This is a genomic window from Streptomyces bugieae (assembly GCF_036352915.1).
Classification (GTDB): domain Bacteria; phylum Actinomycetota; class Actinomycetes; order Streptomycetales; family Streptomycetaceae; genus Streptomyces; species Streptomyces endophytica.
This window is the reverse complement of sequence record NZ_JAZBJP010000021.1, coordinates 16,596-43,172: the sequence shown is the minus strand read 5'-3', so window position 1 is coordinate 43,172 and position 26,577 is coordinate 16,596. Positions and strand designations below refer to the sequence as shown.

At 74.4% G+C, this 26,577-nt stretch carries 21 protein-coding genes; 12 read left to right on the top strand and 9 right to left on the bottom strand.

The window, feature by feature from the left end:
* The first annotated feature begins 64 nt into the window (after positions 1-64).
* Both V2J85_RS26555 and V2J85_RS26550 read left to right on the top strand, forming a co-directional pair.
* Positions 65-3,610 carry a DNA polymerase III subunit alpha gene (locus V2J85_RS26555; RefSeq protein WP_330822965.1) on the top strand — a complete coding sequence of 1,182 codons (3,546 nt, stop codon included), beginning with the start codon at positions 65-67 and terminating at the stop codon, positions 3,608-3,610.
* A complete protein-coding gene (locus tag V2J85_RS26550; protein WP_330822964.1) occupies positions 3,607-4,713 on the top strand; it encodes a DNA polymerase Y family protein in 1,107 nt (368 codons plus the stop codon). Before V2J85_RS26555 ends, V2J85_RS26550 begins: the two co-directional genes overlap by 4 nt.
* A 33-nt stretch (positions 4,714-4,746) precedes the next feature.
* Here the strand turns inward: V2J85_RS26550 and V2J85_RS26545 are convergent, their stop codons facing one another.
* Positions 4,747-5,442, bottom strand: a complete 696-nt coding sequence (locus V2J85_RS26545; protein ID WP_261952312.1) for a pyridoxamine 5'-phosphate oxidase family protein — start codon at positions 5,440-5,442, stop codon at positions 4,747-4,749.
* Positions 5,443-5,767: 325 nt separating this feature from the next.
* On the opposite strand from V2J85_RS26545, the gene V2J85_RS26540 reads away from it, so the two are divergent.
* The gene (locus V2J85_RS26540; protein ID WP_330822962.1) at positions 5,768-6,622 is read left to right on the top strand and encodes an esterase/lipase family protein; all 855 of its coding nucleotides are present in this window, start codon (positions 5,768-5,770) and stop codon (positions 6,620-6,622) included.
* 69 nt (positions 6,623-6,691) lie between these two features.
* On the opposite strand, the gene V2J85_RS26535 is transcribed toward V2J85_RS26540, so the two are convergent.
* Positions 6,692-7,279 carry a TetR/AcrR family transcriptional regulator gene (locus V2J85_RS26535; protein WP_261952314.1) on the bottom strand — a complete coding sequence of 196 codons (588 nt, stop codon included), beginning with the start codon at positions 7,277-7,279 and terminating at the stop codon, positions 6,692-6,694.
* 117 nt (positions 7,280-7,396) lie between these two features.
* Here V2J85_RS26535 and V2J85_RS26530 point away from each other — a divergent pair, with 117 nt between their 5' ends.
* Entirely contained in the window at positions 7,397-7,879 is a 483-nt protein-coding gene (locus V2J85_RS26530) for an SRPBCC family protein (RefSeq protein WP_261952315.1), read from the top strand.
* 6 nt (positions 7,880-7,885) lie between these two features.
* On the opposite strand, the gene V2J85_RS26525 is transcribed toward V2J85_RS26530, so the two are convergent.
* Positions 7,886-9,178, bottom strand: a complete 1,293-nt coding sequence (locus tag V2J85_RS26525) for an APC family permease (RefSeq protein ID WP_330822961.1) — start codon at positions 9,176-9,178, stop codon at positions 7,886-7,888.
* Between the two features lie 80 nt (positions 9,179-9,258).
* On the opposite strand from V2J85_RS26525, the gene V2J85_RS26520 reads away from it, so the two are divergent.
* The gene (locus V2J85_RS26520) at positions 9,259-9,726 is read left to right on the top strand and encodes an Lrp/AsnC family transcriptional regulator (RefSeq protein WP_261952317.1); all 468 of its coding nucleotides are present in this window, start codon (positions 9,259-9,261) and stop codon (positions 9,724-9,726) included.
* 97 nt (positions 9,727-9,823) lie between these two features.
* Here the strand turns inward: V2J85_RS26520 and V2J85_RS26515 are convergent, their stop codons facing one another.
* Positions 9,824-10,846: a lytic polysaccharide monooxygenase gene (locus tag V2J85_RS26515; RefSeq protein ID WP_261952318.1), complete on the bottom strand. Its 1,023-nt coding sequence runs from the start codon at positions 10,844-10,846 to the stop codon at positions 9,824-9,826.
* A gap of 337 nt (positions 10,847-11,183) precedes the next feature.
* Here V2J85_RS26515 and V2J85_RS26510 point away from each other — a divergent pair, with 337 nt between their 5' ends.
* Positions 11,184-12,395, top strand: coding sequence for a methyltransferase domain-containing protein (locus tag V2J85_RS26510; RefSeq protein ID WP_330822960.1), 1,212 nt, complete (start codon positions 11,184-11,186; stop codon positions 12,393-12,395).
* Here the strand turns inward: V2J85_RS26510 and V2J85_RS26505 are convergent.
* Positions 12,344-13,351, bottom strand: a complete 1,008-nt coding sequence (locus V2J85_RS26505; RefSeq protein WP_330822959.1) for a GNAT family N-acetyltransferase — start codon at positions 13,349-13,351, stop codon at positions 12,344-12,346. The two genes, V2J85_RS26510 and V2J85_RS26505, sit on opposite strands and share 52 nt — an antisense overlap.
* 246 nt (positions 13,352-13,597) lie before the next feature.
* Between V2J85_RS26505 and asnB the strand changes: the two genes are divergently transcribed.
* The 5 genes from asnB (at position 13,598) to V2J85_RS26480 (ending at position 18,793) form a co-directional block, all read left to right on the top strand.
* A complete protein-coding gene (gene asnB / locus V2J85_RS26500; protein ID WP_330822958.1) occupies positions 13,598-15,448 on the top strand; it encodes an asparagine synthase (glutamine-hydrolyzing) in 1,851 nt (616 codons plus the stop codon).
* A gap of 131 nt (positions 15,449-15,579) precedes the next feature.
* Positions 15,580-15,969 (top strand): GntR family transcriptional regulator, encoded by a 390-nt coding sequence (locus V2J85_RS26495; RefSeq protein WP_261952322.1) that lies wholly within the window; start codon positions 15,580-15,582, stop codon positions 15,967-15,969.
* Positions 15,970-16,049: 80 nt separating this feature from the next.
* Entirely contained in the window at positions 16,050-16,826 is a 777-nt protein-coding gene (ddaH, locus tag V2J85_RS26490; protein ID WP_261952323.1) for a dimethylargininase, read from the top strand.
* Between the two features lie 92 nt (positions 16,827-16,918).
* Complete coding sequence (locus tag V2J85_RS26485) at positions 16,919-17,884, top strand: pirin family protein (RefSeq protein ID WP_330822957.1); 966 nt, start codon at positions 16,919-16,921, stop codon at positions 17,882-17,884.
* Between the two features lie 129 nt (positions 17,885-18,013).
* Positions 18,014-18,793, top strand: coding sequence for a GIDE domain-containing protein (locus V2J85_RS26480; RefSeq protein ID WP_261952325.1), 780 nt, complete (start codon positions 18,014-18,016; stop codon positions 18,791-18,793).
* 64 nt (positions 18,794-18,857) lie between these two features.
* Here the strand turns inward: V2J85_RS26480 and V2J85_RS26475 are convergent, their stop codons facing one another.
* The 3 genes from V2J85_RS26475 to V2J85_RS26465 form a co-directional block, all read right to left on the bottom strand.
* On the bottom strand, positions 18,858-19,727 hold the full coding sequence (locus V2J85_RS26475; protein WP_261952326.1) for a helix-turn-helix domain-containing protein: 870 nt from the start codon (positions 19,725-19,727) through the stop codon (positions 18,858-18,860).
* A 154-nt stretch (positions 19,728-19,881) separates the two neighbouring features.
* The gene (locus V2J85_RS26470; protein ID WP_330822955.1) at positions 19,882-20,940 is read right to left on the bottom strand and encodes a phage baseplate protein; all 1,059 of its coding nucleotides are present in this window, start codon (positions 20,938-20,940) and stop codon (positions 19,882-19,884) included.
* A 126-nt stretch (positions 20,941-21,066) separates the two neighbouring features.
* On the bottom strand, positions 21,067-21,468 hold the full coding sequence (locus V2J85_RS26465) for an SH3 domain-containing protein (protein ID WP_330822953.1): 402 nt from the start codon (positions 21,466-21,468) through the stop codon (positions 21,067-21,069).
* 229 nt (positions 21,469-21,697) lie between these two features.
* On the opposite strand from V2J85_RS26465, the gene V2J85_RS26460 reads away from it, so the two are divergent.
* Positions 21,698-23,029 carry a glycoside hydrolase family protein gene (locus V2J85_RS26460; RefSeq protein WP_330822952.1) on the top strand — a complete coding sequence of 444 codons (1,332 nt, stop codon included), beginning with the start codon at positions 21,698-21,700 and terminating at the stop codon, positions 23,027-23,029.
* Between the two features lie 7 nt (positions 23,030-23,036).
* Here V2J85_RS26460 and V2J85_RS26455 read toward each other — a convergent pair whose 3' ends face one another.
* Entirely contained in the window at positions 23,037-26,534 is a 3,498-nt protein-coding gene (locus V2J85_RS26455; protein WP_330822951.1) for a lipopolysaccharide biosynthesis protein, read from the bottom strand.
* Positions 26,535-26,577 lie beyond the last annotated feature (43 nt).

Genomic DNA, 26,577 nt, shown 5'->3' with positions numbered 1-26,577 from the left:
TGGTGGAGGTGAGGAACGAGGGACACAAGGTCAGCCGGGGGGCGGTGAGGTGCAGGAGGTGCGGATGCCCGGGTTCACGCATCTGCACACCGCTTCGGGGTTCTCCCTGCGCTACGGCGCCTCCCACCCGGAGCGGCTGGCCGAGCGCGCCGCCGAACGCGGGATGGACGCCCTCGCGCTGACCGACCGGGACGGCCTCTCCGGGGCCGTACGGTTCGCCCGGGCCGCCGCGGAGGCCGGCATCCGCCCGCTCTTCGGCGCGGAACTGGCCGTCGCGGAGCACACCCCGGAGCCCTCGGCCACCACCCGCCGGCGCACCCCGGTGCGCGGCGGCGCCTTCATCGACGAGTCCGCCGCCCGCGCCGTCTTCCTGGCCCGCGACGGAGCGGCCGGCTGGGCCGCCCTGTGCCGGCTGGTCTCGGCCGCCCACGCGGGCGGCGGCGACCGGCCCGTCCTCTCCTGGAGCGACCTGGAATCCGCCGCGGACGGACTCACCGTGCTGCTCGGCCCGGACTCCGACATCGGCCGGGCGCTGGCCGCCGGCCGCCCGGACCGCGCCGCCCGGCTCGTCGCCCCCTGGCGCGAGCGGTACGGCGAGGCGCTGCGCCTGGAGGTCGTCGACCACGGCCGGCCCGGCAGCGGCCCCGGCTCCACCCGGCTGGCCGCCCGCACCCTCGGCTTCGCCGTCGACCAGGGCATCCGTGCCGTCCTGAGCAACGCGGTCCGCTACGCCGACCCCGGCCAGGGCCCGGTCGCCGACGTCCTGGACTCCGCCCGCCGCCTGGTGCCGGTGGACCCGCACCGCCCCGAGTCCTGGGACGGCGGCGAACGCTGGCTCAAGGACGCCGCCGCGATGGGCCGCGCCGCCGAGCGGACCGCCGAGGCGGCCGGCTTCCGGCGCGGTCTGGCCCACCAACTGCTCGCCATGACCGAGCGGACCGCGGGGGAGTGCGTCGTCGACCCCCAGGACGACATCGGACTCGGCCGGATCCACTTCCCCGAACCCCGGCTGGTCGGCGCGGAACGCCGCACCGCAGCCCGGGTGCTGCGCTCCCGCTGCGCCGCCGGCATGGTCCTGCGCGGCCACGACCGCGACCGGGTGCGCTGGGCCCGGCTGGACGACGAGCTGCGCACGATCGAACGGCTCGGCTACCCCTCGTACTTCCTGACCGTCGCCCAGGTCGTCGACGACATCCGGCAGCGCGGCATCCGCGTCGCGGCCCGCGGATCCGGCGCCGGGTCCCTGGTCAACCACCTCCTCGGCATCGCGCACGCCGACCCGGTCGAACACGGGCTGTTGATGGAGCGCTTCCTGTCCGAGCGGCGGGCCGCGCTGCCGGACATCGACATCGACGTGGAGTCCGCCCGCCGGCTGGAGGTCTACCGCGCGATCTTCGACCGCTTCGGCGCCGAGCGGGTCGCCACGGTCTCCATGCCCGAGACCTACCGCGTCCGGCACGCCGTACGGGACGTGGGTGCCGCGCTGGGCATGGACCCGGCGCGGGTCGACCAACTCGCCAAGGCGTTCCCGCACATCCGCGCCCGCGACGCCCGGGCCGCGCTGACCGAGCTGCCGGAGCTGCGCGGGGTCCGGGAGGCCGGCGGCGAACGGCTGTGGGAGCTGGTCGAGGCGCTGGACGCGCTGCCCCGCGGCATCGCCATGCACCCGTGCGGGGTGCTGCTCTCCGACGCCACGCTGCTGGACCGCACACCCGTCGTGCCGACCAGTGGCGAGGGCTTCGCGATGTCCCAGTTCGACAAGGACGACGTGGAGGAGATGGGGCTGCTCAAACTCGACGTGCTGGGCGTCCGCATGCAGTCCGCGATGGCGCACGCGGTCGCCGAGATCGGCCGGGCCACCGGCCGCCGGCTCGACCTCGACGACCCCGCACAGGTGCCGCCCGGCGACGCGGCGACCTACGACCTGATCCGCTCGACCGAGACGCTCGGCTGCTTCCAGATCGAGTCGCCGGGCCAGCGCGATCTGATCGGCCGGCTGCAGCCCGACACCTTCCACGACCTGGTCGTCGACATCTCGCTGTTCCGTCCGGGCCCGGTCGCCGCCGACATGGTCCGGCCCTTCATCGAGGCCCGGCACGGCCGCAAACCGGTCCGCTACCCGCACCCGGACCTGACGGAGCCGCTGCGCGAGACCTACGGCGTGGTGGTCTTCCACGAGCAGGTCATCGAGGTGCTGCGGATCATGACCGGCTGCGCCCGGGACGAGGCGGACGAGATGCGGCGCGCCCTGTCCGAGCCGGAGCTGCAGGGCCGGGTGCGCGCCTGGTTCGCCCAGCGCGCCGAACGGCGCGGCTACGCACCCGAGGTGATCGCCCGGACCTGGGAGATCGTCGAGGCCTTCGGCTCGTACGGCTTCTGCAAGGCGCACGCGGTGGCCTTCGCGGTGCCCACCTACCAGTCCGCCTGGCTCAAGGCGCACCACCCCGCGGCCTTCTACGCCGGGCTGCTCACCCACGAGCCGGGGATGTACCCCAAGCGGCTGCTGCTCGCGGACGCCCGGCGGCGCGGGGTGCCGGTGCTGCCGCTGGACGTGAACCGCTCGGCGGTCACCCACCGGATCGAACTGGTGTCCGGTCGGGAGGGTTCCGGGGACACCTGGGGGCTGCGGCTCGCACTCTCCGACGTCCACGGCATGGGCGAGGCCGAGGCGCAACGGATCGCGGACGGGCAGCCCTACCACTCCCTCCAGGACCTGTGGCAGCGCGCCCGGCCGTCCCGCCCGATCGCCGAACGCCTCGCCCGGGTGGGCGCGTTGGACGCCTTCGGCGCGAACCGCCGGGACCTGCTGCTGTACGTCTCCGAGCTGCACCACCACGGACGGCAGGCGACCGGCGGCCAGCTGTCGCTGGACACGGACCTGGAGGAGCGGCGGGCCGACCCCGTCGAGCCCGCGGGACTGCCCGACCTCGGCGACGTCGAACGGCTCAGCGCCGAGCTGGGCGTCCTCGGCATGGACGCCTCCCGCCATCTGATGGCCGACCACCGAGAGTTCCTGACCGAACTGGGCGCGCTGCCGGCCCGGCTGCTGCGCAACGCCAGGAACGGCGAGACGGTGCTGGTCGCCGGGGCCAAGGCGGCCACCCAGACCCCGCCGATCCGCTCCGGTCGCCGGGTCATCTTCACCACCCTCGACGACAGCACCGGCCTGGTCGACTGCGCCTTCTTCGACGACAGTCACGAGGCGTGCGCCCACACGGTCTTCCACTCCTGGCTGCTGCTGGTCCGCGGCACGGTCCAGCGGCGCGGGCCGCGCAGCCTCAGCGTGGTGGGCAGCGCCGCCTGGAACCTCGCCGAACTGGCCGAACTCCGCCGCGAGGGCGGCCTGGAGGCGGTCGCCGCCCGGCTCGCCGCGGAGCCGGACCGGCCCACGGCCGGACAGGACGCGGCGGCCGGTGCGGGCCCCGGCGAAGAGCCCACAGAGGGCCCCGCCGAGGGGACGGAGCCCGAACCGGCCGGCACCGGACCGGGCCGCACCATCCGGCTGGAGACCGGCTACGAGATGCACCCGTGGGCCGACCTCCAACCCCCGGGTGAACGCGCCGCCACCGGGCGGAAGTTGTGGCACGCGAGTCCCGGGAGCGCGGGATGACCTTCGGCAGAAGCACCACGCCGCCGCAGCCCCCGGGCGCCGCGCGGCCGCCCGGCATGCTCCACGTCCGCTTCCGCAACGCCCACGACACCCCCGTGAGCGCCGGGCAGTTCGAGCAACTCCTCGGCCTGCTGGCGCAGTTCACGCCGACGGTCGAGGCGCTGCCGCCGGACGCCGCGCTGGCGGACGTCCGCGGTGCGCTGCGCTACTTCGACCGCGACGCGGCGGGCATCGCCGAGCTGATCCGGCTGCGCGCACTGGCCTGGCACGGCGTGCGGTGCACGATCGGGATCGGCGCCAACCCGCTGCTCGCCCGGATGGCGGCGCAGGCCGCGGCGCCCGGCGGGATCCGGAGCGTCCCCGACGAGGCCGAGGCCGTCACCGCCTTCCTCGACCGCCGGCCCGCCTCCGCGCTGCACGGCGTCGGCCCGGCGACCGCCCGCGCGCTCTCCGCGTACGGACTCGACAGCGTCGGCCGGATCGCCGCCGCACCGCCCGGGACCCTGCAGCGGATCCTCGGCGCCCGGACCGGCCGGGTCGTCCACGAACGGGCCCGCGGTATCGATCCGACGCCGGTGGTGCCCAATGCCGCCGCCCGCTCGATGGGCGCCGAACACCGCTTCCGCCACGACGAGTTGGACCCGGACCGGCGCCGCCGGGCGCTGCTCTCGCTCGCCGACGACCTGGGCGCCCGGCTGCGCACGACCGGGCAGGTGGCCCGCGCGCTCACCCTCACCGTCCGCTACGCCGACCGCTCCACGACGACCCGCACCCGCCGGCTCGCCGAACCGACCGCACACGGCCCGGCGCTGACCGAGGCGGCCTACGCGCTGCACGCCGCGCTCGGGCTGCAGCGGGCCCGGGTGCGGTCCGTGGCGCTGCGGGCCGAGGACCTGTGCCGCGCCGAACTCGCCGCGCGGCAGCTGAGCTTCGACCCGTCCGACGACAAGGCCCACCGCATCGAGGCGGCCGCCGACCGGGCCCGGGCCCGCTTCGGCGCCGGCGCCGTACGCCCCGCGGCGACCCTCGGCGGAGCCGCCCGCCGCACACCCCCGCCCGGGCACGGTGCCAAGCCCCCCGGCCCGGGCGCCGGCCGGCACTGAGCCCACGGGCCCGGGACGGTCCGAAGGACCGTCCTAGCCGTAGAGCCGCTCGGCGTACCGCGGGCCGTAGTGCTCCTCCAGCTCCGCCAGCGTCTTGTCCTGGGCCTCGACGCCCCTGACGATCCGCGCCCGCGAGGGCACCGCATCCGGCTCCCAGGTCTCCGGCCGCCACAACTCCGAGCGCAGGAACGCCTTGGAGCAGTGGTAGAAGACCTCCTCGATCTCCACCAGCAGTGCCAGCCGCGGGCGGTTGCCCTTGACGAGGAGCCGGTCGAAGAACGGGGCGTCCCGCAGCAGCCGGGCGCGGCCGTTGATCCGCAGGGTGTCGCCGCGCCCCGGGAGGACGTAGTTCAGCCCGACGTGCGGATTGGCGAGGACGTTCACGAAGCCGTCCATGCGCTTGTTGCCGGGGCGGTCGGGGATGACGAGGGTGGTGTCGTCCAGGACGAGGGTGAAACCCGCCGGGTCGCCCTTGGGCGAGACGTCGCACCGGCCCTCGGCGTCCGAGGTGGCTATCACGCAGAACGGTGAGCGGGCCAGCCACTGGCGGTCGAGGTCGTGCAGTCGGTGGCGGGTCTTGTTGGCGGCGTGGGAATTCGGGTGGCCCATCAGCTCCCGCAGCTCCGCCTCCGACGAGATCTCCGCGATGCCCGTCAGGTCCGCCGTTCCCGCGCCGTCCGCCGCCCCCGCGCCGCCCGCCGTTCTCGCACCGTCCGCCGTCGTCTCCATGGGTGTCTCCCCTCCGTCACCTGCCTGGTCAACGCGGTATCGACGGTACGCGACGGGTCCGACAACCGGCCCGGACCGGGCGCATGAGTGAGGTATCCGACACGGCGGGCGCGGCGGCACGGAACGGAAGGTTCGACCCCCGTGCGTCCAGTGGAGGTTGTGTGCGTTTTCCTTCACCGTCACACGACTGGTCCTTCTTGCTTACCCGGCCGTAACTTACTTGCCAGTCAACTGCGTTGGCCCTTGCGATCCGGATCGCAGGTGAACGGCTCACCGAGTACTTCGGAGTCCCTCACCCCCTCACACCCCCCGCAAGGAGCCTCGTATGAAGCTGCGCTGGTCCCGAACGCTCACCCTGCTGCCCGCCCTCGCCCTCGCCCTCGGATTCGCCTCCGCTCCCGCCGCCGCTGCCGACGCCCCCACCGTCCGCAGCGGCTGGAACGACTTCTCCTGCAAGCCCTCCGCCGCCCACCCGCGGCCGGTGGTCCTGGTGCACGGCACGCTCGGCAACTCCGTGGACAACTGGCTCGGTCTCGCGCCCTACTTGGTGGCCCGCGGCTACTGCGTCTTCTCCCTGGACTACGGCCAGCTCCCCGGCGTGCCGCTCTTCCACGGCCTGGGTCCGATCGACGCCTCCGCCGGGCAGCTCGCCACTTACGTCGACCGGGTGCTCGCCGCCACCGGGACGGACAAGGTGGACCTCGTCGGCCACTCGCAGGGCGGCATGATGGCGCGGGTCTACCTGAAGTTCCACGGTGGCGCCGGCAAGGTGAACGCGCTGGTCGGGCTGGCTCCCGACAACCACGGCACCGATCTCGACGGCCTGACCCGCCTGCTGGACCACTTCCCCGGTGCCAAGCAGTACCTGAGCAAGCTGACCCCGGGGCTGACCGACCAGATCGTCGGCTCGGACGTGCTCAACCGCCTCAACGCGGGCGGCGACACCGTTCCCGGGGTGCACTACACCGTGATCGCCACCAAGTACGACGAGGTCGTCACGCCCTACCGGAGCGGCTACCTGGACGGGCCCGACGTGCACAACGTCCTGCTCCAGGACCTGTGCCCGGTCGACCTCTCCGAGCACGTCGCCATCGGGATCGCCGACCCCGTGGCCTTCCACGAGACGGCCAACGCCCTCGACCCGGCCCACGCCACCCGGACCACCTGCCTCAACGGCTGACGACGGCCGGCCCGGCCCCCGCTCCCGCGCGGGGGCCGGGCCGTATACCTTCCCCGAAGGCGCGCGGTCTCAGCCCGCGGTCAGCAGGGCGTCGGTGCACTGCTCGGCCAGCTCCTCGGCGTGCGCGGGCAGCGGCTCCCCGCCGCGCAGATGGCGGCGCACCAGGGACAGCGGCAGGTCGACGACGGCGAGCGACACCCGCTCCAGGCCCAGCTCGCCGTGCAGCCCCAGCGCGCCCGCGAGCGCCGCCACCGCCGCCCGGACCCGCATGTTCCCCTCGTCCGCGCGGCGCAGCTGCTCCTCCGGCCAGTCGTCCCGGCCGAACTCGTGCGCCCCGTAGAGGAGCAGTGCGGCCTCCTGGGGGTGCGTACGGCTCCACGCGACCACGTGCCGGGAGGCCGCCCGGCCTCCGGCGCGCGGCCCGTCCCCCGAGCGCAGGGCCGCGAAATAGCCCTCCTGGAAGCCCTCGACGGTGCGCAGCCACACCTCGGCGAGGAGTGCCGGGCGGCCGGCGAAACGGTGGTACAGCGAGCCGCTGGGGGCGCCGACGGCCTGGGCGACCGCGGACATGGTGACGCCCGAGGGGCCGTGCTCGGCGGCCAGCCGTACGGCGGCGTCGAGGAGCTGCGAGATCTCGAAACGGGGTGGCCTGGCCATGTTCTAGAGGGTACTCTCCATATTAATTGGAGGGGGTCCTCCAAAACCTGTTCGCCCTGCGCTGTGCCCGCGTCGCCCCGTGGACCGGCGCCCCACGCCTCACGGAAAGGCCGTCCGATGGGTGTCTACAACGTGCACGAGCGGGTGCTGCCCGTCCCCGACGCCGAGGCCGGCCTGCTGATCGACGGCCTGTCCGGCACCGGCGACCGGCTCTGGCCGGGCCGCGACTGGGCCCCGATGGTGCTCGACGGCCCGCTCGCGACGGGCGCCGCCGGCGGCCACGGCCCGGTCCGCTACACCGTCGCCGCCTACGTCCCGGGCCGCTGGGTCCGCTTCACCTTCACCGGCCCGCGGGGCTTCGACGGCTTCCACGAGTACACCGTCCACCCGCTCGGACCCGACCGCACGCTGCTGCGCCACACCCTCGCCATGCGCGCTCGCGGCCCGGCCCGGCTCAGCTGGCCGCTGGCCTTCCGCCTCCTCCACGACGCGGCCCTGGAGGACAGCCTGGACCGCGCCGAACGCGCCTGTACCGGCCGCGTCGCCCGGCCCGCCCGCTGGAGCCGCTCCGTCCGCCTGCTGCGCCGCCTCGTCCGCTGAGCGCCCTCACCGCCCGCGGGCCCGCGCCCGGCGCAGCGTCAGGAAACCGAGCGCGGCACCGGCGAGGACCACCGGGATCACCAGCAGCCGGCCGGAGAAGACGAGGACCGCGGCCGTCAGCACGGCGCTCGCGCCCACGCCGCACCACAGGGGAGTGCGACGCGGCAGCAGCACCAGTGCGGCGGCCAGACCGGCGAGGGTCACCGCCGCCAGACAGGTGGCGGTGGCCCGCATCAGCACGTCCAGATCGGCGTTCCCGGCGCCGGCCGCCACGCCCAGGCCGACGGCCGCCGTCCCCAGCACCGCCAGCGAACGCCGCGGCACCTGCCCCGGCGCGCCCCCCTTGGCCAGCCAGCGCGGCGCCGCCCCGTCCCGGCCGAGCGCGGCCCCGAGCCGGGAGGCCCCGGCCAGATACGCATTGACCGCCCCGAAGGTCAGGAAGAGCGCCGCCGCGGCGGCCACCGGACGGGCCGCGGAGCCCACGCCGCGGGCCAGCAGCTCGGTCAGCGGGGTGTCGGTCCGGGCCGCGTCCGGCCCCAGCGCCCCGATCGTGGTCCCCGCGAGCCCGAGATACAGCACCGTGATCACGGCCAGCGTACGGCGCGTCACCCGCGGCAGATCCCGTACCGGATCGGCGAATTCGCCCGCCAGATGGCTGGCGGCCTCCCATCCGGCGAACGCGAAGAACAGCACCGAGGCCGCGGACCCGACGGACGCCCAGCCACCCGGCAGGAACGGGGTGAAATTCCCGGCCGACACCTGAGGGGCGGCCGCGACCACGGCGCACAACAGCACCGCCGCCAGCAGACCGCCGAGCAGCAGCTGCACCCGGCCCGACATCCGCAGCCCCACCGCGTTGGAGGCCAGCGAACCGGCCAGCACCACCCCGGCGACGCAGCCCGCACCGGCCTCGCCCCAGCCGACCGCGCCGGCCACGTACTTCCCGCCGATCCACGCCGCCGCGACCACGCCGATCGGCACCGCCCCGTAGAACCACCAGCCCACCACGGCCGCGGCCCGCGGACCGATCGCCCGGTGGACGTACGTCGCGACGCCCCCGCCGTCCGGGAACCGCGCGCCGAGCGCCGCGAACGACGCGGCCACCGGCACGCACATGGCCAGCAGCACCACCCAGGCCAGGAGCGAGGCCGGGCCGGCCGCCGCGGCGGCCAGCGACGGCAGGGTCAGCACGCCGGGGCCGAGCACCGCACCGGCGCACAACGCGGTACCGCCGCCGATGCCGAGCCGCCGAACATCCGAGCGTGTCGAAGCAGGAAGAGAAGTCTGTTGTGCGGTCACAGCCGCCGAAGGTAACCGTCCACGTGATCAAGAAGGGCTCTCACCGAACGAAATTCGGCGGCTGCGCCACCATGGTCCGCATGGACGACATTGATTCGGCGATTGTCCGCGAACTGCAGCGCGATGCACGGCAGACCAACCGCGAACTGGCCCGCAGGCTCAACATCGCGCCCTCCACCTGTCTGGAGCGGGTCCGTGCCCTGCGCGCCCGAGGGGTGATCACCGGCTACCGCGCCACCGTGGACCTGCGCACCCTCAACCGCCCCGTGCAGGCCCTCTTGGCCATCCGCATCCGCCCGTTGGGCCGCGAGGTCATCGAGCGCTTCAAGAAGTTCCTGACCTCGCTGCCCGAGGTGCTCAGCGTCTATGTCGTCGCGGGCGGCGACGACTTCCTCGTCCACGTCGCCGTCCCGGACGTCGACCGGCTGCACGCACTCCTGATGGACCAGATCTTCAAACGCCGCGAAGTGGTGGACTGCCGCAGCTCGTTCATCTACCAGCACGTCGCCAACGACGTCATCGAACCGCTGCCCCCGAACGGCGCGTAGCGCGGCACGCCGCCAGGACAGCGCGCCGCCGCCCCCACGCGTGGAGGGGCGGCGGCACTCCCGGCGTCAGCCGGGCCTGTGGGGGGCTTGTGGGGGCTCAGCCGTGGTGGCGGGCGGCCTTGCGACGGGTGGTGGCGAACAGCACCCCGGCACCGGTGGCCAGCACGGCCGCACCAGCGATGGCCAGCGGGGCGGTGGAGGAGTCACCACCGGTCTCGGCCAACTGCTGCCCGTTGACCGGCTTGGCGTCCCCGTTCGTCCGCGCGGCGTTACCGTCGGTCTTCGGGGCGGCCGCACCACGGTCGGAGGTCGCCGCACCGGCCCCGTCCGCCCGGTCCGACATCGTCATCGCGTCGTTGCCGCCACCGTGGTGGCCGTGGGCGCTCATGTCCATCGAGGACTTGTCCGCGCCCGCCGCGAGCTGGCCGTCGGTCGGCGCGGAGGCGGCCGGCGCGGGTGCCGTGGCGGTCCGGGTACCGCCGCTGTCCTTGCCGAACACCACGTCCGAGCAGGTGTAGAACGCCTCGGGGCTGTCCGAACGCTGCCAGATGCTGTAGATCAGGTGCCGCCCGGACCGCTGCGGGACGGTGCCGTCGAAGACGTACTCCCCGTTCGTCAGCCTCGGGTCGGTGACCTTCGCGAACGGCTTCGACTCCAGGTCCGACCACTTCAGCGGCTTGCGCGGGTCGTAGCCGGGCTTGGTGAGGTAGAGCTCGAAGGAACCCTTGTGCGGGGCGGTGGCCTTGTAGCGGAAGGTGTGCTTGCCGGCCCGCATCTTCGACGCGGGCCAGTCGGCGCGCGGCAGGTCGAGGCCCTTGAACTCGGCGTTGCCGGCGCTGCACAGCTTGCCGTCCGGGATCTTCTCCTTGGACCGGCCGCCGGCGTTGCCGTCCCGCACCCCGTTCCAGTCGTAGAACGCCTGCGCCCCGCCGGCCTGCACGGCCGCCTTGCACGCCGCGGACTTGGGGCTCTCCGGCCCCTCCGCGTAACAGGCCATCACCCGGCTGACCGGGTCCGACATCGAGCCGTGCGCGGCAGCCGGAGTCGCGGCGAGCACGGTGAGCGCCAGCGGGGCGATACCGGCCAGTGCGATCCCGGTGGCCTTGCGACGAGCGGTCATGGTGGGGGTCTCCTTCATCAGGTGCGTCGAGCAGTGGGGGACAACAGCGGGGGAAAGCAGCTGTCGCAAGAGGCAGTCGAAGGTGGGGGGTCGGAACGCAGACACCGGCGCCGCCCCCCGGTGACCGGCGCCGGCGGCCCGCAATGCCGCCTTGCGAGAAGCACGCTAGCCCCGCTGAACAGCCAATTCGCCCCCGGAAGCCGGTTGGTGAGGATCTTTATGGCGCACTTAAGGGACCGCTAAGCGGGGCCACAGGCAGGCCGGGAGGAAACGGGCGCGGCGGGCCGGGGGCGGTCGTCCGGGGCCGTTGTCAGTGGTCGATGGCAGCATCGGGGACATGAGCACGCACACGCCCGCCGACCCGTCCCCGCAGCCCCGCGGCCTGACCCCCGACGATCCCGGCCGCCCTTCCGGGCAGGGACCGGCCGGGCAGGGACCGGCCGCCCTTCCGGTGGCCGACGCGGCCTACTGGGAGGCCGCCGCCGAGACCTTCGACGACGAGCCGGACCACGGGCTGCGCGACCCGGCCGTGCGCGCGGCCTGGGCCGCCCGGTTGCGGACGTGGCTGCCGGCCGGGCCCGCCGAGGTGCTCGATCTGGGCTGCGGCACGGGGAGTCTGGCCCTGCTCGCCGCGGAGCAGGGGCACCGCGTCCTGGGCGTCGACCGTTCCCCGCGCATGATCGAGCGGGCCCGCGCCAAGCTCGCCGGGCGGGACGCCGCCTTCCTGGTCGGGGACGCCGCCGAACCACCCGTGGGGGAGCGGCGGTTCGGCGTCGTGCTGGTGCGCCATCTGCTGTGGGCGCTGCCCGATCCGGCGGCCGCGCTGCGCCGCTGGGCCGGTCTGCTGGTGCCCGGCGGGCGGCTGGTCCTGGTGGAGGGCCGCTGGGGCGAATCGGACCCGATCGGCATCCCGGCCGACGAACTGACCCGCCTCGTCGGCCCGTTGGCGGAGCGCACGGCCGTGCAGGACCTCACGCGCGAGGCGGTGCTGTGGGGCAAGGAGGTCCGTGACGAGCGGTACGTCCTGCTCGCCGACCTGCCGCGCCGGCACACCGAAGTCGTCGACGTCCATCTGGTGGTGCGGCGCGGCGCCGAGGTGCTGCTGGCCCGGCGGGCCGGGACCGGCTATGCGGACGGCCTCCTCAACTGCCCCTCGGGCCATGCCGAGGACGGTGAGGACGTCCGCGAGGCGGTGATCCGGGAGGCCGCGGAGGAGCTCGGGCTGCGGCTGACGCCCGAGGACGTCCGGGCCGCCCTGGTCATGCAGCACCGCGCACCGCCCCCGGCCCGGCCCCGGATCGGCTGGTTCTTCGAGGTGGTGTACGGCACCGGCGGCGAGCCGTGGAACCGCGAGCCGGACAAGTGCGCCGGCCTGGCGTGGCACCGCCTGGACGCCCTGCCGGACGACATGGTCGCCTACTGCCGGGCCGGCCTGGAGGGCCTGCGCGCCGGGCACCGCTTCCTGCTCCACTGGCACCGGCCCGGCGACCCGATCGCCTACGACCCCGCGTCGCCGGGACGCGCGGTGCCCCTGGACGCCTCGCCATGAGCCGCCCGGCCCTCCGTGCCCTCGCGCCGCCCGGGCCCCGGCTCCGCGGCGTAGCTCCACTCCCTGGTGAACAACCGGTAGCCCAGGGACCGGTTGATCGCGAGCATCGGGGCGTTGGAGGAGTCGTTGCCGGTGAGGGCCACCGTGCAGCCGGCCTCCCGGGCGCGGTGCAGGGACGCGGTCTTGGCCAGCCGCGCCAGGCCCCGGCCGCGGTGGGCGCGGAGGCTGCCGGTCATCGCCGAGGCGTAGCGGCCCAGGCCGTCGGTCGCGGCCAGGCCGAGGGCGGCGATCTCGCCGTCGACGGTCACCACCGAGGTGAGGCCCGGATCGATGAGGGGGTGTTCCCAGGTGTGCCGCAGCCAGTCGTCGTAGGCCATCGCGTCCGTCGGGACGTCACCGGGCTCGTCCGCGGTGACCTCGGCGTACGCCGCGAAGAGCGGACGCGGATCGGCCTCCCACTCCGTGCCGGAGTGCAGCCGGACGCCGGGCGGTGGCGCGGTGGGCAGCGGCGGCAGGCCGGCCGTCGTGAGGTCCAGCCGGAGGAAGTGGGCCGCGCGGGTGCGCCGGTAGCCGTGGCGTGCGGCGAAGGCCACCGCACCGGGTTCGTCGACCGCCCAGGCGAGGAGACGGGTGGCGCCGGCCGCGGCGAGGTGGTTCTCGGCCGAGGTCAGCAGGGCGCGGCCGACGCCCCGGCCCCGGTGGTCCGGATGGACGTGCGGGGTGGCCGTGGCCTGCCCCGGCCGGCTGCTCTCGGGCAGCAGCTGCGCACGGACCGAACCGACGACCCGGCCGTCCCGTTCGGCGACGAACAGCCGCAGGCACTGCGCCGCGGCGGCGGCGGAGACCTCCCAGGCGACGCTCCGCGGGGTGGCGAGGAGATGGGGCAGGGCCAGCCGCCGCAGATCGGCGACGGCCTTGGCGTCGGCGGGGCGGAAATCGCGCACGGTAACGGTCATGACGGCGCACGGTACGCGCCGTCGCGGTGGCGCGCCGCTCCTTTTCCCGTGGCCGCGGGCCGCTCCCCGCCGGCGCCAGCGGCTGCTCCCCGGACCGTCACGTTCCGCACGGCGGTACGCCGTTGGCTTGTTCCGGACGGTCCGCCGAAGGGTTCAGTGGTCGATACATCTATCCGGGCGTACGGTGATCGTGCCGGCCGCCGCCGGGATGCGGCGCCCGGCCGCCCACGAAGGAGGAGCCGCCCCATGTGCGGAATCACCGGATGGATTGCCTACGACAACGACCTCACCACCCAGCGCCCCACCATCGACGCGATGACGCAGACCATGGCCTGCCGCGGCCCGGACGCCGCCGGCGTCTGGCTCGGCACCCACGCCGCCCTGGGCCACCGCCGGCTCGCCGTCATCGACATCGACGGCGGCAAGCAGCCCATGCCCGTCGACCACGACGGCCGCACCGTGCTCGTCACGACGTACAGCGGCGAGGTCTACAACTACCGCGAGCTGCGCGCCGAACTGGAGCGGTCGGGTCACACCTTCCGCACCAGCAGCGACACCGAAGTGGTGCTGCACGCCTACCTCGAATGGGGCGAGGCGTTCGCCGACCGCCTCAACGGCATGTACGCCTTCGCGCTCTGGGACCCCCGCACCGAGGAACTCTTGCTGGTCCGCGACCGGATGGGCATCAAACCGCTCTACTACCACCCCACCCCCGACGGCGTGCTGTTCGGCTCCGAGCCCAAGGCGATCCTGGCCCACCCCGACGTCCACCCCACCGTCGACGCCGAGGGCCTCGCCGAGCTGATCACCTTCACCAAGACCCCCGGCCACGCCGTCTACCAGGGCATGCACGAGGTCCGCCCCGGCCACCTCGTCCGGGTCCGCCGGGGCGGCCTGACCGTCCGCCGCTACTGGGCCCTCGAAGCCCGCGAGCACACCGACGACCGGGCCACCACCGTCGCGCACATCCGTGCACTGCTCGACGACATCGTCGCCCGCCAGCTGATCGCCGACGTACCGCTGTGCACCCTGCTCTCCGGCGGACTGGACTCCTCCGCCATCACCGCGCTCTCCGCCAAGGCGCTGGCGGAGGCCGGCCGCGGCCCGGTGCGCTCGTTCGCCGTCGACTTCACCGGCTACACCGAGAACTTCCGCCCCGACGACCTGCGCGGCACCCCCGACGGGCCGTACGCCCACGCCCTCGCCGCACACGTCCGGTCCGACCACCACGACATCGTCCTGGACACCGCCGCCCTGATGGACCCCGGCCACCGCGCCGCGGTGCTCGCCGCGCGCGACCTGCCGAACGGCTTCGGCGACGGCGACACCTCGCTCTACCTGCTGTTCAAGGCCGTCCGCGAACAGTCCACCGTCGCCCTGTCCGGCGAGTCCGCGGACGAGGTCTTCGGCGGCTACCGCTGGTTCCACGACCCCGAGGCCGTGCACGCCGACACCTTCCCCTGGATCGCCGCCGGCCTCTCCGGCCGCTTCGCCGGCGGCAGAGCCGTCCGCGAGGCGCTGCTCGACACCGGCCTGCTCGCCAAGCTCGACCTGCCCGGCTACGAGGCCCGCCGCTACCGCGAGGCGCTCGCCGAAGTGCCGTACCTCGACGGCGACACCGGCCACCAGCGGAGGATGCGCGAGATCAGCTACCTCCACCTCACCCGCTTCGTGCAGATCCTGCTCGACCGCAAGGACCGCGCCAGTATGGCCGTCGGCCTGGAGGTCCGGGTTCCGTTCTGCGACCACCGACTCGTCGACTACGTCTTCAACACTCCCTGGTCGCTGAAGACCTTCGACGGCCGGGAGAAGTCGCTGCTGCGCGCCGCCACCCGCGACGTCCTGCCCGACGTGGTCGCCGACCGCGTCAAGAGCCCCTACCCCAGCACCCAGGACCCCCGCTACGCCGAGGCACTGCGCGCCGAACTGAGGGAACTGGCCGCTGACCGGAACGCCCCCGTCCGGCCGCTGCTGGACCCCGGCACGCTCGCCGAGGTCACCGCCGACGGCGCGACCCAGGACATCCGCCCCGGCGCCGAACTGGCCCTCGGGATGAACGCCTGGCTGCGGACCACGGGCACGACACTGGACGTGTAGCGAGCCCCTGCCGGCCCGCCCCCACGGGCCTGCCGCCGCGCGCGCCGGCTCCCGTACCTCCCGGCAGGCCGGGCGCTCCTGGCGCACAATGGGTGCCACAAACACATCACGGCACCACCAGGAGCGCCCCCGTGTCCCCCCAGACCGTGAGCATCACCATCGACCAGGCCTCGGCCGTCGCCCCCTTCGAGCAGGTACGCACCCAGATCGCGGACCAGGCCCGGGACGGCGCCCTGCCGGTCGGCTACAAGCTCCCCACCGTCCGCGGCCTCGCCGACGACCTCGGCCTGGCCGCCAACACCGTCGCCAAGGCGTACCGCGCCCTGGAGACCGACGGCGTGATCGAGACCCGCGGCCGCAACGGCAGCTTCATCGCGGCGGCCGGCGACGCCGCGGACAAGGAGGCCGCCGCGGCCGCCGAGAGCTACGCCCGGCGCGTCCGGCGCCTCGGCCTGGACCGGCGCGCCGCCCGCACCGCCGTCGAGAACGCCCTGCGCGCCACGTATGGGGCCGAGGACTGACGGGCACGACCACGGGGGCCCGGAACGCCCGGCCCCCACGGCAATCCGTACCCCGCCTCCCGAAAGGACCGCCCACCCCCATGCCCAGCAAACAGGCCCTCGTCCGCCGCCCCGGCCCGCGCCTCGCCGAGGGCCTGGTCACCCATATCGCCCGGCGCCCGGTCGACCCCGGGCTCGCCCTGCGCCAGTGGGAGGGCTACGTCCAGGCACTGCGGGACCACGGCTGGCGGACCACCGAGGTGGCACCCGCCGACGACTGCCCCGACGCGGTGTTCGTCGAGGACACCATGGTGATGTTCCGCAACGTCGCACTGCTCGCCCGCCCCGGTGCCGACCCCCGCAGGCCCGAGATACCGGCAGCCCGGGAGGCCGTCGAGGCGCTCGGCTGCTCCGTCAACGCGATCCGCTCGCCCGGCACCCTGGACGGCGGCGACGTCCTGAAGATCGGCGACACCGTCTACGTGGGCCGCGGCGGCCGCACCAACGCCGAGGGGGTGCGCCAACTCCGCGCCGCCTTCGAACCGTTGGGCGCCCGCGTGATCGCCGTACCGGTCAGCCGGGTACTGCACCTCAAGTCCGCGGTGACCGCGCTCCCCGACGGCACCGTCATCGGCCACCCGCCACTGGTCGACGACCCGGCCGCCTTCCCGCGCTTCCTGCCCGTCCCCGAGGAGGCCGGCGCGCACGTCGTCCACCTGGGTGGCGACGCCCTCCTGATGTCCGCCGGCGCCCCCGAGTCCGCCGCCCTCTTCACCGACCTCGGCTACCGGCCCGTCCCCGTGGACATCTCCGAGTTCGAAAAGCTGGAGGGCTGCGTCACCTGCCTCTCCGTACGGCTGCGCGGACTCTACGACTGAGCCGTACGGCGCGCCGGGCGGGTCCCCGGCGCCGCACCCGGGCCCCTCGCGCCTGCCGCCGTCCGCCCCCGCACCCGGCCTATCGTGACGCCATGAGCAACCTCGATACCAGACCCGCGCCGAGTCTGTGCGGGGGCACCGGCCGCACCGGCCCGGTCCGCGACCTCCAGCCCGGCAAGCAGGTGCCGCTCGGTGAGAGCACCGTGGTCCGCCGGCTGCTGCCCAACCTCGGCCGGCGGATGGTCGGCGCCTGGTGCTTCGTCGACCACTACGGACCCGACGACATCGTCGACCAGCCCGGCATGCAGGTGCCGCCGCACCCGCACATGGGCCTGCAGACCGTCAGCTGGCTGCACGCGGGCGAGGTGCTGCACCGCGACAGCCTGGGCAGCCTGCAGACCGTCCGCCCGCGCGAACTCGGCCTGATGACGTCCGGAGGGGCCATCGCCCACTCCGAGGAATCCCCGCACGGCCACGGCCCGTTGCTGCACGGCGCCCAGCTGTGGGTCGCCCTCCCCGCCGAACACCGCCACACCGCGGCGCACTTCGAGCACCACACCGACCTGCCGCGGGTCACCGGTGGCAACGGCGGCCTCACCGCCACGGTCATCCTCGGCGAACTGGACGGCGCGGTGTCCCCGGGCACCACCTACTCGCCCCTCGTCGGCGCCGACCTCGCCCTCACCGCCACCACGGACACCCGCCTCCCCCTCGACCCCGACTTCGAGTACGCCGCCCTGACCATCTCCGGCGAAACCGAGGTCGACGGCGTCCGCCTGGCCCCCGGCGCCCTGCTCTACCTCGGCTGCGGCCGCACCGACCTGCCGCTCCGGGCCCACTCCGACAGCAGCCTGATGCTCCTGGGCGGCGTACCGTTCGAGGAGCAGATCGTGATGTGGTGGAACTTCGTCGGCCGCACCCACGAGGAGATCGCCGAGGCCCGCTCCGACTGGATGGACACCACCCGCTTCGGCACCGTCCACGGCTACGCCGGCCCCCGCCTCCCGGCCCCCGACCTCCCCCCGGTGGTGCTGAAGCCACGCGGACGGGAGCGCTGACCGGACGCACCACCGGTCCGCCCGGAGACGGGCCCCGTACGCCGCCGCTGCCGACCGCTTGCCCCGCCCCAGGACGCCCCGGATAGGGTCGCGCGGTCGGAAGGGGGGCGGGCGAAGCGAGGGTTCGGTGTGATCTGGATAGGTTTGGGCGGGCTGGTCGTCGCGGTGGTCTGCGCGTATGTGGTGCGGGTGTCGCATGCGCGGGCGCGGGCGATGGAGAGCACCGAGACCCTGCCGGTGGCGGATCTGCGGGCGTTGCACGAGGCGGCGGCGGAGGCCGCCGGGGCCGGGCACTTCCGGTACCGCTGCGAGGTCGTGGGGCAGGCCCGTCCCCACAAGGACGGGGTGCTGCGCTCCGAGCTGGAGGGCGTGGACTGCGTGTGGCACAAGCACAAGATCACGCGCAGGTACGAGGAGGTCTACCGCGACGGCAGCGGCAACCGGAGGCGCCGGACGTGCACCGACGTGCTGTCCGAGCACTCCAGCTCCACCGCGTTCTTCGTGGAGGACGCCACCGGAAGGATGGTGGTCCGTCCCGGGGACGCCGAGGTCGTCGGGGCGGAGAAGGTCCTCGACCGGTTCGATCCGCACGCCGGGGGAGGCGGGAGGCGCCTGCAGATCGGGCCGCTCAGTCTCGATCTCGGGGGCGGCGACGGGACGATCGGGTACCGGCGCGAGGAGTGGGTCGTCCGCTCCGGCAGCCGGTTCTACGTGCACGGTGAGGCCGCCGACGGGGACGGCCGGCTGGCGGTCGGTGCGCCGGCCGAGGGCGGAGTCTTCGTCATGTCGGTGAAGTCCGAGGAGGAACTGCTCCGCGGCGAGAACAACAAGGTGTGGATCTTCGGGCTGGGGGCGGGGATCACCGCCGTCGCGGGGATCGTGTTCCTGGTGCTGGGGATCATCGGCTGAGCGCCCGTCCTCATCTCGGTGCCGGCGACGGCGGGTTGAGCGCCGTCCCCGCCTCGGGGCGGCCTCAGCGGGCCGCGTGGAGCAGGAAGGTCGGGTCCGGGAGATCGTGGTCGGGTCCGGGGCGGGCCGGGGTCCTGAGTTCGAGCGCGCCGGTGCAGGCGACCCGGTCGGCCACCCGGGCGCAGGCCACCGCGCTGTGCAGGTCCTCCGTGGCCAGCATCGGGCTGACGGCGCGTCCGGTGCGGCCGCCCGGATGCGAGGTGAGCCGGGCGTCCCGGCCGACCCAGATCGACACCTTCTGCGCGCCGCCGGAACGCGGCCGCACCTCCGACCAGACCGTGCCGCAGGCCGGGCTGAACAGCAGCCGCACGGTGTAGGTGTCGTCCGTGATCGTGCTCTCCGCCCGGGCGTCGCGGTGGCAGCCGAACCGCCTCGGGTAGCGGCCCTCGCACCGGTGGCCGTGGCAGGAGTCGGGCGCCGTCCACTCGGCCCGTACCGCGTGCGCGGGGATGCTCGCGATCGAGGCCGCCGCCCCCATGGTGGCCACCACGGCCGTCAGGGCGATGAGTGCGGCGGCGCCGCGGAGTTTCCGCCGGGCGGGGCCGGTCGGCGGCGCCGGCTGCCCGATCTCCGGGCCGGCCGGCGCGTTCCCGGCGGGCGCCGGTGCCGTACGGGCCCGGTGCGCCGCGTCGTACAGCCCGAGCAGCCGGATCTGGTCCGCCCCGGCCACCCGGCCCAGCGCCTCGACCGCGGCGCGCGGCGGCAGCTTCTCGCCGTTGAGGTAGCGGTGCCAGGCGGACTTGCTGTACGGCGTCTTCCGGGCCAGCCCGTCCAGGCTCAGCCCGGTCCGCTCCTTGAGTACGCGCAGCTCCTGGGCCAGGAGCTGCCCGGCCGGATCGAGTGTGTCGGGCAGCGGCCGCCAGCGGGACACCATGTGCGCCTCCCTTACCGCCCTGCCTGTGTTGCGGCAGTGGTTCCCCCGCAGAGGCCCCAACCGGTTGCCCGGGGCGTCTGATTCCTCCTGGATAGCGGAATGTGTACCCATGACCAGTGGTTGATGACACACCGTGCGGAAAGGGAGTGAAAGGTCAGTTGAGCGCTTTTTCGTACAGGCGGAAGGTGCGGGCGCCCGCCGGGCCCTCGGTGAAGCCCAGGCACAGCCGCGGCAGACCGCCGTCGCCGCCCCGCCACACGGCCAGCCCCTCCGGCTCGCGCGGGGACAACTCCGGCGCCGTCCGGTCCATCTGCTGCCACACCGCCCTGCCGGTGCGCAGATCGATGCGGTAGAGGCGGGCGTTGCCGCCCGAGGACGGCGGATTGCCCGCGCCGTACGCACTGCCGAGCAGCTGGTACGCGGAGGCGCCGTACAGGGCCATGCCCTGGAAGGGCAGGCCCAGGTGAGCCCCGGGCTGGGCGAAGGTGATCAGCGGCCGGAACACCCCGGCCCGGAACCGGTCGAGATCGTGCAGCGCGAAGTGCGGTACTCCCCTCCTCTTGTACCGCAGCAGCAGGCGCCGGTACACCGGGTCGACGGCGGGGGAGTTGCTGGTGGAACCGGGCAGCGGCCGGTAGGTCCGCAGGCCGGGAGCGGTCCGCGACAGCACCCGGCCGTCCGCGAACCCGAAACGGCACAGCCCGCGCCCGTACCCGGACGCCGGGTTGGCGTCCCACTCGGTCCACAGCGTGACGCCGTCCCAGGACTCCTCCAGGCCGATCGAACCACCGTGCCCGAACCCCTTCAGATACATGTGCCCGGCCGGCGACCCGTCCAGCGCCAGCCGGTTCAGGCACAGGTCACCCCGCCGGACCCGCACCGCGTGCGAGACGGCCGCCCGCTCGCCCGGCAGCCGGACGCCGCCCGCCACCACCTGCAGCGCGTAGACGTACCCCCGGCGCCCGTCGAGGACGAACGACTGCAGCACGGTGGTGTGCCGCAGCCGCCCGGCGAGGAACTGCCGCCCCGCCGCGGCCAGTGCGGGCAGCGCCCGGTCCGGCGGCGCCACCGCCCGCCCCTGCGCGGTCCGCGGGGGACCGGCCGCCGCGAGGGCCCGCTGCCCCGGGGCGACCGCGCCCGCGACCGCGGCACCGCCGAGCCACCCGAGAACCGCCCGGCGTCCCGGCCCCGCCGCGGAGAAGTCCGTGCTCATCAAGCCTCCAGGCAATCGGTCCGGCCGCTCGCCCGCCCACCGCCGTGGAACGGGCGGGCGGCCGGAGGTCATCCGGACGCCGCTACCCGCGCGGCGCCCGTCGTGGCGGGATCGGCACCACGGAATTCAGCACCACGGAACGGTGCGGAACGCATGGACGTAGTGGGCGGAGACATAGCCCGGCCGGTGCGCGAGCCGGTACCAGTGCGGGTTGCCGTGGACGCGGCTGCCGGTCGTCGTGCACCGCAGCCCGTGCACGCTCCCCGAACCCAGCTGATCGATCACCCGGTACGTGACGCCCGGTCCCGAGCGGACGTTCAGTGGCACCCGGGGCGGGGTCACCGCCTCCCCGCGCGCATGCCGGACATGACGGCCCGCCACCACCGGCACACCACCGCCGTGGTGGACCGCGTGCGCGTACCGCCCGGGATGGCGGTACGGACCGGAGTCGGCCACCGCCACCGCGGGGACCATCGCGAGAGCGGCCACCAGGGCGACCACACCGTTGCGGAACAGGCGTCGGTTCATCGGAACCTCCTCGAACGACTGGCAGCGGCACCGGAACGTGCCCTGCGTCGCTCAGCGTTTCCGACCGGTCACCTGTCGATGCCGTCCCAGCCGTCCCAGGGAGGAAGTGGAACCCCGGCGCGGCCCGGGAAGCCCCGCTCATTGCCCGGAAACGGCATGTACTGGCCAGTTGGTTCGTTAATCTGCCCGTGTGCTACGTCGTGGTGGGGAACGTCAGGGTACGGCCTGGATGATCGTGGCCGGGGCGGTGGTGCTGGGCGTGGGGCTGCTGTTCGTCCTGTGGAGCGCACCGGGAGGCGGGCAACGGGACGCCAAGGGGCCGGCGCGGGAACGGGCGGCCGGGCCGGCGGTCGGGTGGGGGTTCACGCACACCCAGTTCAGTGCGGACCGGGGCGCGGACGCGGCGGTGGAACGGGCGGCCCGTGTGCTCGCCGGGCAGCCGATGGCACAGAACCAGCACCTCATGGGCTGGGGCGCGGGTAATCCGGAACCGAGCCCCGGGCGGTACGACTTCGACGATCTGGACCGGCGGATGGCGCTGATCCGCCGCACCGGCGGCACGCCCGTCCTGACGCTGTGCTGCGCGCCGGACTGGATGAAGGGCGGGACGCCCGGCCGGACGGACTGGAGTCAGTTGGAGAAGGCCCCGGAACCGGACCATTACCCGGATTTCGCGGCGCTCGCCGGAAAGATCGCCCGGCGCTATCCGGAGATCCGGCACTTCGTCGTCTGGAACGAGTTCAAGGGCTTCTTCGACGACGCCAAGGGCCGGTGGGACGCCGAGGACTACACCCGGCTGTACAACCTCGTGTACCAGGAACTGAAGAAGGTCAACGCGCACAACCAGGTGGGCGGGCCCTATCTGGTGATGGACAGCTATGTGCCGGGCGACGGCCGGTATCCGTCGGCACTCAAGGGGACATGGGGACATGTCGACCAGCGGACGCTGGACGCGTTCGCCTACTGGAACCGGCACAAGGCCGGGGCGGATTTCGTGGTCGTCGACGGGTCGAGCTACAGCAAGGACGACCGCTACGCCCCCGACGTCTTCACCGCCGCCCGGAAGTTCGCCGAGGTGGGGCGGTGGCTGCGGAGGACGAGCGGGCTGCCGCTGTGGTGGGCGGAGTGGTACGTCGAAGTCGCGGACGAACGGGGCGGGCGGCGCGGCTGGAGCGAGCGCGAGCGGGTCGCCGCCCAGGCCACCGCGCTGATCGAGATGGCGGAGGGCGGGGCGGCCGGCGGCTTCTACTGGAATCCGGAGGGGGACGGGAAGGGGCAGGGCGGCAAGGACTGCCCGGGGTGCCTGTGGAGCAGCACCGAATCCGCGGACGGCGGGCGGGAATTGCCCATGTGGACCCTGCTGGCGCGGTTTTCCCGGGCCTTTCCGCCGGACGCGCATCCGCGGGAAATGGCCACCGGCAGCGACGACATCCTGGGGCTGAGCGACGGGCGGACGGCGCTGCTGGTGAACACCGCGGACCGGCCGGGGTCGGTGCGCGTGGGCGGAAAGGAGCGCGTGGTGGACGGTTACGGGGTGCGGTGGGTCTCCCTCGCGGAGTGAGTGCCGCCTACGACATCGTCAGAAAGCGCTGGACCAGCGACGCCAGGAACGTCAGCAGCAGCGGCACCGCGAACCAGAAGAGCGCCTGCAGCCGCCGGCGTTGCCCAAGCGTGGGGGAGGGCGCGGAGGCGCGCAGCAGTTCGCGGGTGGTGAGCACCACCAGCAGGGCGAGCAGCGCCAGCGCGCCCAGCACCGACCAGCGGGTCCAGGTCACCCGGGGGCCGGCGGGACCCGGGTGGGGGGCGGGGGCCGTGCCCGGCGGGCGCTGCCGCGGTGCGTAGAGCGCGGCGTGCGCGTTGCCGAGCACCCGGCGGAGGTCGCGGCGGTGATCGAGGGCGGCGCGCAGCCGCTGCTCCCAGCCCCGCGGGTACGCCGAGTCCAGCCGCAGCGACTCCGCCTGGCCGTGGTTGACGATCAGATACGACTGCGGACCGGCCTTCCGGAGGGCGGTGACGAGCGGCGTCACCGCGGCCGGGTCGCGGGGTGCCGGGGTCGGTACGTACTCCACCCGCTCCATGTCCTTGGCGCCCCAGGGCATCGCCGGGGTGACGCTGTTGACCGGGTCGTCGCTCAGCCACAGCAGCCGCACCGTCGGGCGGTCGTGCGCGTAGACGTAGTCCATGGCGGCCACCTCGCCCGGCCGGACGCGCTCGAAGGGCTCGTTGCCCCACCGGGCGACGAGGAAGCCGCCGGTCAGGAGCAGACCGGTCAGCAGCGCGGCGAGCGGGCCGAGAGTGCCGGGCCGGGCGGCCGTACCGTGCGGGAAGAAGGCGAGGGCGGCCAGCGTGCAGGCGCCGGGCAGGGCGAACAGGAAGACCCTCAGGGCCATTTCGCCGCCGTACGACTGCAGGCCGAAGGCCAGGAACGGGACGAAGGCCAGGGTCAGCAGGGAGCGTTCGGTGAAGCCGGCCGCGCGCCGGCGCAGGACGCCCCAGCAGGCCAGTGCCAGCACCCCGCCCGCCAGCGCCACCCGGGTGTAGAGGACGAGCTGGTGGGTGGGGTCGCCGCCGGTGATCCGGTCCGTGACGGACGAGGTGACGTTGGCGCCGACGCCGCCCAGACCGCCGAACAACTCGTCGAAATGGCCCGACCAGTAGGGCTCGGCCAGGAACCCCACCCACCCCGCGACCAGCACCCCGAGCAGCAGCGGCAGTCCCCGCAGCGTGCAGCGGCGGGCGAGCACCAGGACGGTGAGCACCCCGAGCATGACGAAGGGGGTGAGTTGATGGCCCGCCACGGACGCGGTGAAGAGGGCGAGCAGGACGGCCAGCAGGACCACCCGCCGGCCCGGGCCGGACGGCAGGACGGCGGCCTCGCCCGGGCGACGGCGGCCGGCCTCCCCGTGCGGGGCCCGGAACCACACCAGCAGGATCGCGACGAAGCACAGGTGGAAGAGGTAGGTGAACCCCTGGGGGGAGAAGTAGTCCTGGCCGACCCAGCCGCACAGCACGAACAGCCAGGCCGCGCACCACTTCGCCCGCCACCCGGCCCGTACCGCCTTCAGGAGGAGGAACAGCGGTGCCAGGTACAGGAGTTGGAGGACCAGCGGCCACCAGCGGAGGACTGCGGTGAGGTCGGTGACGCCGCACGCGCCGGCGAGGAACTGCGCCCCGGCGAAGAAACCGGGCCAGCTCCAGCGCGCGTCCAGGTCCGGTACGGCCGCCCCGTTCCGGGAGAGGTAGTCCAGGAATCCCAGGTGCTGCCAGGCGGTCGGGAAGCGCGGCTCGGCCTCCAGCACGGCGGGCAGGGCGTGCAGCGCGACCACCGTCAGCAGGAGGACGGACGTGAGCAGCGCCCGGTGCTGCCGGGGGAGCCGGAGCGCCGCGGCGAACGCGACCACCAGGAGGGCCGCCCCGGCCAGGGTCGCGCCGGGCAGGACGGAGATCAGGCCGAGGCCGTTCATCCGGTCCAGGGCGGCATCGTCCGTGCCGCGCAACGGCAGCCAGAAGAGGGCCACGGCGACGGCCGGGAGCACATGGACGAGGGCGGTGAGGACCCGGCCCGTACGGCGCCGGGTGCGGGGCCGGCTGCGTCGCGCGGGTCGGGTCCGCCGAGCGGGCCTCGGGCGTACGGCCGCCTCCCGCGGCATGCCGTACGCCCCGTCGCCCAGGTCCCCGTAGGCGGCCAGGTCCGCCAGATCGCCGTCCGGGGCGCGGCCGTCCGGGGGGACCCGGCACGGCGGCGCCGGGGCGGCGCCGCCGCGCAGCACCCGCCGGAGCCGCGGGGCGGCCAGTGCGACGATCACCGTCAGGCTGCCGACCTCGGCGATCCCGGCACCGGTCAGCCCCCGGTGCGGCAGCAGCATCAGGGTCAGCCCGAGCACCAGGACGCACAACAGGCCCTGGAGGGCGGCCAGTCCGGACGTGCGGCTGCGGGCGCGCAACACCGCGAAGTGCACCTCCATCGCGACCCGCAGCGCGGCACCGACCGCGTACCAGCGCAGCAGCGGCGTCGCCGCCCGTGCGTACCCGGGGCCGAACACGCCCAGGATCCACGGTGCGAAGAGGAACAGGCCGAGGCAGACCGGCAGCATGATGCGCGCCATCCGGCGCAGTGCGGCCCGGGTGTGCCGGGCCAGTTCCGCCGGATCGTGCGCCCCTTCCACGGTCAGTGAGGCGCCCATGTTGAGGGCCAGCAGATTGACCGTGCCGCCGATGGTGGTGGTGATGTAGAAGTACGCGTTGTCCGCCGCGTCGACCTGCGCGGCGACCAGTACCGGGACGAGGTAGACCACGGCGAGCGAGAAGAGCGAGCCGGTGGAGTCGCCGGCCAGGAATCGGGCCAGTTCGCCGGGCGACGGCGGCCGGGCGGTCCGCCGGGTGACCCGTACGTGACGCGGGATCAGCCGCCGGAAGACCAGCCAGCCCAGCGGCAGCACCGACACCGCGATCGCCGCGACCCAGGACACGAAGACCCCGGCGGTCGGGAACGCGGCGGCGAGGACGACCAGCAGCCCCAGCTTCACGGTGGAGAACGCCAGATTGCCGGCCGGCACCCAGGAGGCGCTGCGCAGCCCGGTCAGCACCCCGTCCTGGAGGGTGAGCACCGACCAGGCCACCACCGCCACGACGAATCCGAGGCCGGCCAGCGGGCCGTGCAGGAAGTGGTAGGAGGGGCCCCAGAGGTCGAGGGTGAGGAGGAAGCCGGTGGCGGCGAGGGCCACCAAGACCGCACTGCCGGTGTAGGTGTGCCGCACGAGCCGGCCGGTGGTGCGGCCGGCGACCGGCAGGAAACGGGCCAGCGCACCGGTCAGGGTGACCGCCGTCAGCCCGGCCAGCAGCTTCATCGCGGCGATCGCCGCCGACCCCTGACCGACCGCGGACTCGGAGTAGTAGCGGGCCGCGACCAGCCAGAACCCCAGGCCGAGCAGACCGGAGACACCGGTGTTCAGCATCAGCGCATAGGCGTTGCGGAACAGCGGACTGCCCGGCGCGCGTCCGGCGGACCCCCGCGCCTCCGGTTCCGGGGCCGGGCGCTCCGCGGCCCGGGTGGTCGTGTCAGACACCGGCGTGGCTGCTCCTTCTTCCGCCGCGGCGGGGCCACGACGG